Genomic DNA, 12,280 nt, shown 5'->3' on the forward strand with positions numbered 1-12,280 from the left:
AGCATTTTATGCTTCTTCGTCGTCACGCAGCGGAACAATCAACATGTCGACGTGGACGGTGTTGATCAGTTGGCGCGCGGAGGACATCAGTTTGCTCCAGAAATCCTGGTGGTGACCACAAACGACCAGGTCCATGTCGTATTTTTTGATGGCATCAACCAGAACCTGACCCAGGTCGCCGCTACCGCTCAGGGTTTCGGTGATAGGGTAGCCTGCGTTGGTGGACAGCTCGGTTAACGCGTGGTGGGTTTCTTCAGAAATGCGTTTCTGCATGTCGCCCAGATTCACGTCGATAAGGCCGGTGTACAGGTCGGAATAGTTTACGTCAACGTGGATAAGGGAAACTTTAGCATTGTAAGGCCGCGCCATAGAGACCGCTTTTTCAACCAGAACTTTGCTTTCCGGAGAAAGATCAACCGCGATAAGAATGTGTTTATAAGCCATAGTGTTACTCCTTCCATAAGTTGTCGATGACTAGCCTGCTGGCGTTTCTCTGCCGCCGCGTCATCCGCGTCCTGCGAACCTTGTGCGCGGGGCTAGCCCAGTCGTAAAAACGTACCATATAAGGACTATCCTTACATTATAGCGACCAGAATAATCCGTCAATCCGCCTTGCTTGCCAAGCAGTTAAACAAATTTTTTAGTTAATTGCATTGATAGCGATTAACCTTCTGGCAAAAAAATTAACTAATCTCCTACACTATCTAGAGGGGCGTTCGAATGCGTGATACTAATACGAACGGTTTCTTCAGTACTCTTCACTGAATGGTTTGGCAGGGTATCGGGGAGCGGTAGTCCCGGAAAGGAGTTCCGTGGGCGGGTCGCCGGGGAGGGGGTATGATAAGCACCATTGCATTGTTCTGGGCTTTATGTGTCGTTTGCATTGTTAATATGGCGCGCTATTTTTCTTCGCTACGCGCACTGCTAGTAGTACTTCGTGGTTGCGATCCATTGCTTTACCAGTATGTAGATGGAGGGGGCTTTTTTACCTCGCATGGGCAACCGAACAAGCAGATGCGTCTGGTGTGGTATATCTACGCTCAGCGTTACCGCGATCATCATGATGATGAATTTATTCGCCGCTGTGAGCGGGTTCGCGGTCAGTTCATTCTCACCAGCGCGCTATGCGGCCTGGTGCTAATCAGCATGGTTGCGCTGATTATCTGGCACTGATTCCAACGACAGATACAAAAAAAGCGGGCCAGTTTCCTGACCCGCTTTTTTACCGCGCATTCGCTTAGATAAGCTTCAGGGAGAGCCAGTACAGCCCGCCGGAAAGAAGAATTGCTGCTGGCAGGGTGAAGACCCAGGCCATCAGAATGCTGGTCACCGTTTTACGCTGCAAACCGCCGCCATCAACAACCATCGTTCCCGCAACGGAAGAGGAGAGAACGTGTGTGGTGGAAACGGGCATACCGGTGTAGCTGGCAAGACCGATAGAGACTGCGGCGGTCATCTGCGCCGACATCCCCTGGGCATAGGTCATGCCTTTCTTACCGATTTTCTCACCGATAGTGGTTGCCACGCGACGCCAGCCAATCATCGTACCAATACCCAGCGCCAGTGCGACGGCCATAATGATCCAGATAGGCGCGTACTCAATGGTGCTCAGCATGTCAGATTTCAGTTTCTTCAGCAGACGCTGATCGTCAGCGCTTACGCCAGGCAGCTTAACCACTTTATCGGTGGTATCAGAGATGCACAGCATAATACGGCGCAACTGACCACGCTGTTCGACGCTTAACTTGTCGTAGGTTTCCAGATTCGCCAGCATACCTTTCGCACGTTCCAGCGCGTTGATGGTATTCGCCGGGTGACAATGGAACTCGGTCGGTGTCGCTGGTGCCGCGTCCGTCGGGGACGGAATCAGCTGGTCTACGCCTGTGGCCTGTTTAAGCAGGTCAGGGCGCTGCTGGAAGAAGACTTCGACGTTATTGATTGCATCACGGGTACGGGTAATTTCGTAACCGGAAGCATTCATATTCACCACGAAACCTGCTGGCGCTACGCCAATCAGCACTAGCATCACCAGACCAATGCCTTTCTGACCATCGTTCGCGCCGTGAGAGAACGCCACGCCGATAGCGGAGAGGATCAGTGCAATACGCGTCCAGAACGGCGGCTTTTTCTTTCCGTCTTTCTTTTCACGTTCAGCCGGCGTCAGGTGGATACGGGCACGTTTTTTCGTACCGCTCCAGTAGCGACGCAGAATGAAAATAAGACCACCTGCAACCACCAGACCGACAATAGGTGAGATGATAAGCGAGGCAAAAATACCGATAACTTTCGGGATGTTAAGTGCATCCACCACCGAGGTGCCGTTCATCAGCGCATTGGTTAAACCAATACCGATAATGGCGCCAATCAGCGTGTGGGAGCTGGATGCAGGCAGACCAAAGTACCAGGTACCCAGGTTCCAGATAATTGCCGCCAGCAACATGGAGAACACCATGGCGAGGCCATGTGACGATCCCATATTAAGCAGCAGATCCGTTGGTAACATATGCACGATGGCATACGCCACGCTGAGACCACCCAGCAAAACACCAAAGAAGTTGAACACCGCAGCCATGACCACCGCCAATTGCGAACGCATTGCACGGGTATAGATCACAGTTGCGACAGCATTGGCTGTATCATGGAAGCCATTAATTGCTTCGTAGAACAGCACGAAAGCCAGAGCAAGCAATAGTAAAAGCCCGGTATGTAAATCCAGGCCAGCAAACAAATGTAGCATAGGACGTTACGCCATTTTGAGGACATGAACGCGGCGCATTATCAGTGACTTTGGCGGCGCGGGCAAAGTGAAATATAGAGTTTTTTTGATTTGTCTCCTGCTTTGTTTTACACCACTAAAGAATTATCCTATATATTTCAGGTAAATACCCTTTATCGGTAGTTTGGTGCTGGTGCGACCACTGAGGAATCTTTACAATTCACTCCCGCTTTTTAGAGAGGATCGCAACGTGGAAAGGTTTGATACCGTTATTATAGGCGCTGGCGCAGCGGGTATGTTTTGTGCCGCGCAGGCAGGACAGGCAGGTAGTCGCGTACTGCTGATTGATAATGGTAAAAAGCCCGGGCGCAAGATTCTCATGTCTGGCGGGGGCCGCTGCAACTTTACCAATCTTTATGTCGAGCCGGCTGCGTATTTGAGCCAAAACCCGCATTTTTGCAAATCGGCGCTGGCGCGTTATACACAGTGGGATTTTATCGATCTGGTGGGTAAGCACGGTATTGCCTGGCATGAAAAAACGCTAGGCCAGCTTTTCTGCGATGATTCCGCCCAGCAAATTGTCGATATGCTGGTGGATGAGTGTGAAAAAGGTAACGTAACTATGCGGTTACGTAGCGAAATCCTGAGCGTTGAGCGAGATGGTGACGATTTTGTCCTGGAATTGAATGGGATGAGTGTCGGCACGAAAAAGCTGGTTATTGCCTCCGGTGGTCTCTCTATGCCGGGTCTGGGCGCGACGCCGTTTGGTTATAAAATTGCGGAACAGTTCGGCCTGAACGTTTTGCCTACGCGCGCAGGGCTGGTGCCTTTCACCTTACATAAGCCGCTACTGGAGCAGCTTCAGGTGCTCTCTGGCGTATCCGTTTCTTCCGTTATCACCGCCGAGGACGGCATCGTATTTCGTGAAAACCTGCTCTTTACGCACCGCGGGCTTTCTGGTCCGGCCGTGCTGCAGATTTCCAGTTTTTGGCAGCCAGGTGAATTTGTCAGCATTAATTTGTTGCCGGATGTTGACCTCGCGAGCTTCCTCGATGACCAACGTAGCGCACACCCTAATCAAAGCTTAAAGAACACCCTGGCAATGCAGTTGCCAAAGCGTCTGGTGGAATGCTTACAGCAGTTAGGGCAAATCCCGGATGTCTCGCTGAAGCAGCTTAATGTGCGCGATCAGCAAACGCTGGTTGAGACGCTGACCGAGTGGCGGGTGCAGCCGAACGGTACGGAAGGGTATCGTACCGCTGAAGTCACGTTGGGCGGCGTCGATACCAACGAGCTGTCATCGCGCACGATGGAAGCGCGCAAAGTGCCGGGACTCTACTTTATCGGCGAAGTCATGGACGTCACCGGCTGGCTGGGCGGCTATAACTTCCAGTGGGCGTGGTCGAGCGCCTGGGCATGCGCGCAGGATTTGACACCTGCCTGACCGTGGTGCCCGACAACCTGGGCTGCCGGGCGTTATCATTAGTTCAGACCAAGAAAATACTGGGCGATTTTAAAGTAGATAATCAACCCGGTACCGTCGATAAGCGTGGCGATAAACGGGGCGGAAACCACGGCGGGATCAATGCCGATACGCTTGAGCACCATGGGGATCACTGATGACACCACGGCGCTCCACAACGTAATGCAAACCAGCGTCAGGCTGACGATTAGCGTGATTTCCACTCCGATACCCATCATCCACGCGCGCAAGCAGCCTGCCAGACCCAGCGTCAGGGCGATCAGCAGCGAAGTTGAAACTTCTTTGCGGATCACCCGACCCATATCGCGCAGCCGTACTTCTCCCAGCGCCATTGAACGTACCAGCGTTGAGGTGATCTGCGTACCGCTGTTGCCGCCAGTACCAATTAATAGTGGAATAAAAAAGGCCAGTGCAATAGCAGATTCCAGCGCCTCTTCAAAATGTTGAAGAACGCTGCTGGTATAGGCTTCTGCGACAAAAAGCAGCAGGAGCCAGACAGAACGTTTTTTCCACAATGTCCACGGGCTAATCTCCAGGTAGGGTTTTTCCAGCGGCAACGTTGCCCCCTGAAGCTGAACATCTTCGGTAACATCATCTTCCTGTAGATGAGCGATCTCTTTTTCCATCAGACAACCGACCAGCTCACCTTTCTCAACGACAGCCACCAGATCGAGTTCGCGTTCGGCTAACTCGGCAACGACCTGTGCCCGTTCATCATCAGGCTTTACATGAAACAAACAACTGTCCGTAAGATGGTTGATGTTCAGCGATGTATCTTTTTCCTGCAATAAGCGCTTGATGGATAACACCCCGCGCAGCGCTTTTCCAGCTACAACAAAGACCTGGCCTGGAATATCATCCGTTGTGAGCTGGGAGACAAAGTATTCACGAGCGCCGTTCACGCTGAGATGATCCGGCAGGGTAATAAAATCGGTGCGCATATATTGCGCGATAGCATCGCCATTGAAATCCGGCATAGGATGATGGGCGGCGCAGAGTGGCATAGATGACATGGTGTAATTCCCTATAAAAATCTCTCATAGGGGCGAACAAGACAGGGTTAGCGCAGGCGGATCCCTACGTCCTGGTTTTAGCACTGAACAACGTATCTGCCCGATGGTGAAATCGTCAGAAGTTACCTTGGCAACACCTTGATTCGATGGATGCCTGTATTTCCCTGAGTGGCCTCTCTCGATACCAGCAGGGCGGTAACTTGTATTTGTACAGGAGCCTCGCCATAACGAGATCGGTAAATGAGCCACTATTATAGCGATGTCTAATTATTGATTATGTTTATAGTTGTGAATGTTTATCAATCGTTGATATACGAAATATTCCCTGTGCCAGAGCGCGATAGGGCTGAAGTGGAAACTACAACCGAATAGACATATTGAATCCAGGTGTTAGTATTCAATAGATAGCAGTTATGAGTATGCGTGTTTCATTTCCGGCCAGGAACGCTGATGATGACAACATTACTACCCGATTTCACAGCATTTTCGTCATTCACTTCCTGCGCGGCGCAGGTTGCCTTAGCGCCTGTCCGCTCTCTGGCCATGGTTTCTTATTCCTTCTCATCCCGGATGGAATCTCCCGCTGAATAGCTATTCAGTGGGCTTTGTGACACGCATCGTTTGATAACAGGGATTACGGCGGGTCGAATATGGATAAGTTTAAGCGTCATGTGATGTGGTGGGGGGCGGGCACCCTGGTCGTGGTGGCTGCGATAGCATGGTGGATGCTCCGTCCTGCCGGAATACCGGAGGGGTTCGCAGCCAGCAACGGCAGAATTGAAGCCACCGAAGTGGATATTGCTACCAAGATTGCCGGGCGAATTGACACAATCCTTGTGTCGGAAGGGCAGTTCGTTCGTCAGGGCGAGGTGTTGGCGAAAATGGATACTCGCGTGCTGCAGGAGCAGCGGCTGGAAGCGATCGCGCAAATCAAAGAGGCCGAAAGCGCGGTGGCGGCGGCGCGAGCGCTGCTGGAACAGCGGCAAAGTGAAATGCGCGCCGCGCAGTCGGTAGTAAAACAGCGCGAGGCGGAGCTGCAGTCGGTTTCTAAACGCCACGTGCGTTCCCGTTCGCTATCCCAGCGTGGGGCCGTGTCTGAGCAACAACTGGATGACGATCGGGCCGCGGCAGAAAGCGCACGTGCGGCGCTGGAATCCGCAAAGGCGCAGGTCTCAGCGGCAAAAGCCGCAATTGAAGCCGCTCGCACCAGCATCATTCAGGCGCAAACCCGCGTAGAAGCCGCGCAGGCCACCGAACGTCGTATTGCGGCTGATATTGATGACAGTGAGCTGAAAGCCCCGCGCGATGGTCGCGTGCAGTACCGCGTTGCTGAGCCGGGTGAGGTGCTTTCTGCGGGTGGGCGCGTCCTGAATATGGTCGATCTCAGCGATGTCTACATGACGTTCTTCTTGCCTACCGAACAGGCTGGCTTACTGAAGATTGGCGGCGAAGCGCGCCTGGTGCTGGATGCCGCACCGGATCTGCGTGTTCCGGCGACCATCAGCTTTGTGGCAAGCGTCGCGCAGTTCACACCGAAAACGGTCGAAACCAGCGATGAGCGGCTGAAGCTGATGTTCCGCGTTAAAGCGCGTATCCCGCCAGAGCTGTTGCAGCAGCATCTCGAGTACGTGAAAACCGGTCTGCCGGGCATGGCGTGGGTGCGTATCGATGAGAATCGAGCCTGGCCTGACGACCTGATGGTGAGGTTGCCGCAATGACGCATCTGGCGCTGGTTCCCGTTCCTCCCGTGGCGCACCTTGACGGCGTGAGTCAGCATTACGGGAAAACGGTAGCGCTGAACAATATCACGCTGGATATCCCCGCCCGCTGTATGGTGGGGCTGATTGGCCCGGATGGCGTCGGAAAATCGAGCCTGCTGTCGCTCATCTCCGGCGCGCGTGTCATTGAACACGGTAACGTGATGGTGCTGGGCGGCGATATGCGCGACCCTAAACATCGCCGGGATGTCTGCCCGCGCATTGCCTGGATGCCGCAGGGGCTGGGGAAAAACCTGTACCACACGCTGTCGGTGTATGAGAACGTCGATTTCTTTGCCCGGCTGTTTGGCCATGACAAAGCGGAGCGCGAAGCGCGGATTACCGAGCTGCTGAACAGCACCGGACTGGCGCCGTTTCGCGATCGTCCGGCCGGGAAACTCTCGGGTGGGATGAAGCAAAAGCTGGGGCTGTGCTGCGCGTTGATCCATGACCCAGAACTGTTAATTCTCGATGAACCTACCACCGGGGTCGACCCGCTGTCCCGCGCCCAGTTCTGGGATCTGATTAACAGCATTCGCCAGCGGCAGACCAACATGAGCGTGCTGGTTGCGACCGCCTACATGGAAGAAGCCGAGCGCTTTGACTGGCTGGTGGCGATGAACGCCGGGGAGGTGCTGGCCACCGGGAGCGCGCAGCAGCTACGCGAAAAAACCAACTCCGACACGCTGGAGCAGGCGTTTATCGCGCTGTTACCCGAAGCCCAGCGCCAGGCGCATAAGCCAGTGGTGATCCCGCCGTATCACGCTGAGCAGGAAGAGATTGCCATCGAGGCGAAAGATCTGACCATGCGCTTCGGCAAGTTCGTGGCCGTTGACCACGTAAACTTTCGTATTCCGCGCGGGGAAATCTTCGGTTTTCTCGGCTCCAACGGCTGCGGTAAATCCACTACCATGAAAATGCTCACCGGGCTGCTACCCGCAAGTGAAGGAGAGGCGTGGCTGTTTGGGCAAGCGGTTGACCCGAAGAATATCGATACCCGTCGCCGGGTAGGCTATATGTCGCAGGCGTTTTCGCTCTACAGCGAGCTGACCGTACGGCAAAACCTCGAGCTACACGCGCGGTTGTTCCATATCCCCGAAGCAGAAATCCCGGGGCGGGTACAAGAGATGAGTGAGCGCTTTTCGCTGACCGATGTCGAAGACGCGTTGCCCGGCGCGCTGCCGTTGGGGATCCGTCAACGCCTGTCGCTGGCGGTGGCGGTGATCCATCGCCCGGAGATGCTCATTCTCGATGAACCAACCTCCGGGGTCGATCCGGTGGCGAGAGACATGTTCTGGCAACTGATGGTCGATCTGTCGCGTCAGGATAAAGTGACCATTTTTATCTCCACCCATTTTATGAACGAAGCGGAGCGCTGCGACCGCATGTCGCTGATGCACGCCGGAAAAGTCCTGGCCAGCGGTACGCCGCAGGAGCTGGTGAAACAGCGTGGTGCCGCCAGTCTGGAAGAAGCGTTTATCTCGTGGTTACAGGAAGCGGCTGGTCCGGCGCCGGAGGCTCAGTTACCGCCAGCCAATGTCCCGGCAGTGCATGAAAACAGTCAGCCGCCGCACCAGGGATTTAGCCTGCGGCGCTTGTTCAGCTACAGCCGCCGCGAGGCGCTGGAGCTGCGACGTGACCCGGTACGTTCAACGCTGGCGCTGATGGGCACGGTGATCCTGATGCTGATCATGGGCTACGGCATCAGCATGGATGTGGAAAACCTGCGTTTTTCGGTGCTCGATCGTGATCAGACAGTCAGCAGCCAGGCGTGGACGCTGAATCTGGCGGGATCGCGCTATTTTATCGAGCAGCCACCGCTTACCAGTTATGACGAGCTGGACAAACGGATGCGCTCGGGCGAAGTCGCGGTAGCCATAGAGATCCCGCCAAATTTTGGCCGCGATATCGCGCGTGGAACGCCGGTGAAGATTGGCGTCTGGGTCGATGGCGCAATGCCGAGCCGTGCGGAAACGGTCAGAGGCTACGTGCAGGCGATGCACCAGACCTGGCTGCAGGATGTGATGGCGCGTCAGCCAAATACCAGCGGGCAAAACGGACTGATGACCATTGAAACTCGCTATCGTTACAACCCGGATGTGAAAAGCCTGCCAGCGATTGTTCCGGCGGTGATCCCGCTGCTGTTGATGATGATCCCCTCCATGCTCAGCGCTCTGAGCGTGGTGCGTGAGAAAGAGCTGGGGTCGATTATCAACCTGTACGTGACGCCCACTACCCGCAGCGAGTTTTTACTCGGCAAACAGTTGCCTTACATCGTGCTTGGCATGCTGAACTTCCTGCTGCTGTGCGCGCTGTCGGTGTTTGTATTCGGCGTCCCGCATAAGGGGAGTTTTTTGACCCTGACGCTGGCCGCGCTGCTGTACGTCACCATTGCCACCGGGCTGGGATTGTTAATTTCCACGTTTATGAAAAGTCAGATCGCCGCCATTTTTGGTACGGCGATTATTACGCTGATCCCGGCGACGCAGTTTTCCGGGATGATCGACCCGGTCGCCTCGCTGGAAGGGCCGGGACGGTGGATTGGCGAAATTTACCCGACCAGCCATTTTCTGACCATCGCGCGCGGGACGTTCTCTAAAGCGCTGGATCTGACCGATCTCTGGCCGCTGTTTATTCCACTGGCGGTAGCCATTCCAGTGGTCATTGGTCTGAGCGTATTACTGCTGAAAAAACAGGAGGGGTGATGCGCCGATTACGGAATATTTATAACCTCGGCATCAAAGAGTTACGCAGCCTGCTGGGTGACAAAGCGATGCTGACGCTGATCGTCTTCGCCTTCACGGTCTCGGTTTACTCTTCTGCGACCGTTCTGCCAGGGTCGCTGCACCTGGCGCCGATTGCCATTGCCGATATGGACCAGTCGCAGTTGTCGAATCGCATTGTGAACAGTTTTTATCGTCCGTGGTTTTTACCGCCGGAGATGATTACCGCCGATGAGATGGATGCCGGGCTGGATGCCGGGCGCTATACCTTCGCTGTGAACATTCCGCCTGATTTTCAGCGCGATGTACTGGCCGGGCGGCAGCCGGATATTCAGGTTAACGTCGATGCCACGCGGATGAGCCAGGCCTTTACCGGCAACAGCTATATCCAGAATATCATCAGTGGCGAGGTGAACAGCTTTGTGTCGCGTTACCGCGATAACAGCGAGCTGCCGGTGGCGCTGGAAATGCGTATGCGCTTTAACCCTAATCTGGAACCCGCCCGCTTTGGCGCGGTGATGGCGATTATCAACAACATCACCATGCTGGCGATTGTGCTTACCGGGTCGGCGCTGATTCGCGAGCGTGAACATGGGACCATTGAGCACCTGCTGGTGATGCCGGTGACGCCGTTTGAAATCATGATGGCAAAAATCTGGTCGATGGGGCTGGTGGTGCTGGTGGTTTCCGGTCTGTCGCTGATGCTGATGGTAAAAGGTGTGCTTGGCGTACCGATTGAAGGCTCGATACCGCTGTTTATGCTGGGAGTGGCGCTGAGCCTGTTCGCCACCACGTCAATCGGCATTTTTATGGGCACGCTGGCGCGCTCCATGCCACAGCTGGGGTTGCTGATGATTCTGGTACTGCTGCCGTTACAGATGCTCTCCGGCGGCTCTACACCGCGTGAAAGCATGCCGCAGGCGGTGCAGGACATTATGCTGACGATGCCGACTACCCATTTTGTTAGCCTTGCGCAGGCGATTCTTTACCGCGGCGCAGGATTTAATATTGTCTGGCCGCAGTTCCTGACGCTGCTGGCGATTGGCAGTACGTTCTTCGTGATAGCGCTGCTGCGTTTCAGAAAGACGATTGGCACGATGGCGTAAATATTATTGCCGGGTGGCGGCTGTGCCTTATCCGGCCTACAAACGGGAATGAATGTAGGCCGGGCAACATAACAAGCAATTACTCTTCTTTCGGCAGGCACTGCAGATGACCGTGGCGCACGCCGCGCTGGGAAATCACGTCATCGGCAAAATGCTGCACATCGCCCATGTCACCTTTTAGCACAGCGATTTCCAGACAGTCGTCATGGTTGATGTGCACGTGCAGCGTGGCGACTGATAAATCGTGGTGGTGATGTTGGGTGGAAACAATACGGCTCGCCAGGTCACGCTTCTCATGCTCATAAACATACGAGAGCACAGCGAATCCCTGAGTGCCGTGCTCCTGGGTAGTTTCCTGCGCCAGTGCGCCGCGCAGAATATCGCGGATCGCTTCGGAACGGTTGTTATAGCCACGGCGCTGGCTCAGGCTGTCGAGCGTTTCCAGTAAATCGTCATCGAGGGTAATGGTGACTCGTTGCATCTGCAATTAACCTTTCATGTGGCGCGTGGGCGCACAGGGAGTAAGGGGAATAGCGTATTTTGTAACACACGTCCGGCATCCGGGGAAAAGGTTAATGCTCTCGCAATAAACGCAGCAGGGTTGTTACCTGTTCATCCAGCGGCGCGAGCGTGTCTTTGACGATCAGATGCAGCGGGGTGGCACGGCGAGCGCCATGGCTTAACGGCAGCGGTCGTAATAGCCCCTGCTCAAGCTGCTGCTGAATTCGCTCCTCAGGCAACCAGCCGTAACCGACCTGATACATCACCGCCTCAATCGCGGCATCAATGGTCGAGAAGGTCCAGGCATCGCGCACCGCTTGCTGCGGGTTGTCGCGATCGGCAATGCGAATCAGCGGCCACGCGCGTAACGCGTCTTCATCCAGCGGCGCATCCAGCATGCAGAGCGGGTGATCGCGGTGGGCAACGGCCACGAAGTCAATATTCATCAGCCATTCGCCGCGGCCGGTGATATCCTGGCGTCGGGTCAGGACCATCACGTCCGCATCGGCATGCGCTGCCAGTCGATCATCAGCATTCTCCAGCACTTCGGTCAAACGCACCTGCGTCTGCGGCCACGCCTGCTGAAACTGCTTGAGGATCGCGAACAGGCGTTTGCGTGGGAAGATGCTATCTACCATGAAATCCAGCCGCGTTCGCGTGCCGTTTTGCAACGTTGCTGCCCGGGTTTCCACCCATAAAAAGGCCTTCAGTAACGGTTTGACCTGGCCCAGCAGTAGCTCTCCCGCAGGGGTTAATACCGCCCTGCGACCTTCCGGCGTCAGCAGCGTCACGCCAAGCCGCTCCTGCAGTAGCGCCAGATTGTAGCTCACCGAAGACTGGCTACGGTTGGTCTCTTCCGCAGCTTTAGCAAAGCTGCCCAGCTCCACCACTTTCTCCAGTAAGGCCCATTGCTCCAGCGTTGTCTTGTGCATAACTCATCTAAAAATTGAATGAATATGATGTAAACATAGCGTTATTTAT

Annotated in this window: 10 protein-coding genes and 1 riboswitch; of the genes, 5 read left to right on the forward strand and 5 right to left on the reverse strand. The window is 54.9% G+C overall.

Translation table 11 applies throughout. The annotated features are described in order from the left end of the window. Positions 1 to 6 precede the first annotated feature (6 nt). Positions 7 to 444: a universal stress protein UspA gene (gene uspA / locus FDW87_RS13315; RefSeq protein WP_003023368.1), complete on the reverse strand. Its 438-nt coding sequence runs from the start codon at positions 442 to 444 to the stop codon at positions 7 to 9. Between the two features lie 393 nt (positions 445 to 837). On the opposite strand from uspA, the gene uspB reads away from it, so the two are divergent. Beyond that, entirely contained in the window at positions 838 to 1,173 is a 336-nt protein-coding gene (gene uspB, locus FDW87_RS13320; RefSeq protein ID WP_003023371.1) for a universal stress protein UspB, read from the forward strand. 64 nt (positions 1,174 to 1,237) lie between these two features. On the opposite strand, the gene pitA is transcribed toward uspB, so the two are convergent. Beyond that, the gene (pitA, locus tag FDW87_RS13325) at positions 1,238 to 2,737 is read right to left on the reverse strand and encodes an inorganic phosphate transporter PitA (protein ID WP_016154875.1); all 1,500 of its coding nucleotides are present in this window, start codon (positions 2,735 to 2,737) and stop codon (positions 1,238 to 1,240) included. A gap of 229 nt (positions 2,738 to 2,966) precedes the next feature. On the opposite strand from pitA, the gene FDW87_RS13330 reads away from it, so the two are divergent. Continuing rightward, positions 2,967 to 4,160: an NAD(P)/FAD-dependent oxidoreductase gene (locus tag FDW87_RS13330; protein WP_137379832.1), complete on the forward strand. Its 1,194-nt coding sequence runs from the start codon at positions 2,967 to 2,969 to the stop codon at positions 4,158 to 4,160. A 38-nt stretch (positions 4,161 to 4,198) separates the two neighbouring features. On the opposite strand, the gene FDW87_RS13335 is transcribed toward FDW87_RS13330, so the two are convergent. Beyond that, complete coding sequence (locus FDW87_RS13335; RefSeq protein ID WP_016154873.1) at positions 4,199 to 5,212, reverse strand: magnesium transporter; 1,014 nt, start codon at positions 5,210 to 5,212, stop codon at positions 4,199 to 4,201. A 55-nt stretch (positions 5,213 to 5,267) separates the two neighbouring features. Then, a riboswitch (M-box (ykoK) riboswitch) is annotated at positions 5,268 to 5,451 on the reverse strand. Between the two features lie 411 nt (positions 5,452 to 5,862). Between FDW87_RS13335 and FDW87_RS13340 the strand changes: the two genes are divergently transcribed. From FDW87_RS13340 to FDW87_RS13350, 3 genes are read left to right on the forward strand one after another with little or no spacing between them, the layout of a single operon-like run. Continuing rightward, positions 5,863 to 6,930, forward strand: a complete 1,068-nt coding sequence (locus FDW87_RS13340) for an HlyD family secretion protein (protein ID WP_046274495.1) — start codon at positions 5,863 to 5,865, stop codon at positions 6,928 to 6,930. Further along, positions 6,927 to 9,674, forward strand: coding sequence for a ribosome-associated ATPase/putative transporter RbbA (gene rbbA / locus FDW87_RS13345; RefSeq protein WP_046274496.1), 2,748 nt, complete (start codon positions 6,927 to 6,929; stop codon positions 9,672 to 9,674). The genes FDW87_RS13340 and rbbA overlap by 4 nt, the downstream gene beginning before the upstream one ends. After that, complete coding sequence (locus FDW87_RS13350; protein ID WP_016157684.1) at positions 9,674 to 10,798, forward strand: ABC transporter permease; 1,125 nt, start codon at positions 9,674 to 9,676, stop codon at positions 10,796 to 10,798. Before rbbA ends, FDW87_RS13350 begins: the two co-directional genes overlap by 1 nt. A gap of 79 nt (positions 10,799 to 10,877) precedes the next feature. On the opposite strand, the gene nikR is transcribed toward FDW87_RS13350, so the two are convergent. Further along, entirely contained in the window at positions 10,878 to 11,279 is a 402-nt protein-coding gene (gene nikR / locus FDW87_RS13355) for a nickel-responsive transcriptional regulator NikR (protein ID WP_005121550.1), read from the reverse strand. 91 nt (positions 11,280 to 11,370) lie between these two features. Beyond that, a complete protein-coding gene (locus FDW87_RS13365; protein WP_047415905.1) occupies positions 11,371 to 12,231 on the reverse strand; it encodes a LysR family transcriptional regulator in 861 nt (286 codons plus the stop codon). Positions 12,232 to 12,280: the final 49 nt, after the last annotated feature.

It is taken from the genome of Citrobacter sp. wls826 (assembly GCF_005281245.1).
GTDB classification, from domain to species: domain Bacteria; phylum Pseudomonadota; class Gammaproteobacteria; order Enterobacterales; family Enterobacteriaceae; genus Citrobacter; species Citrobacter braakii.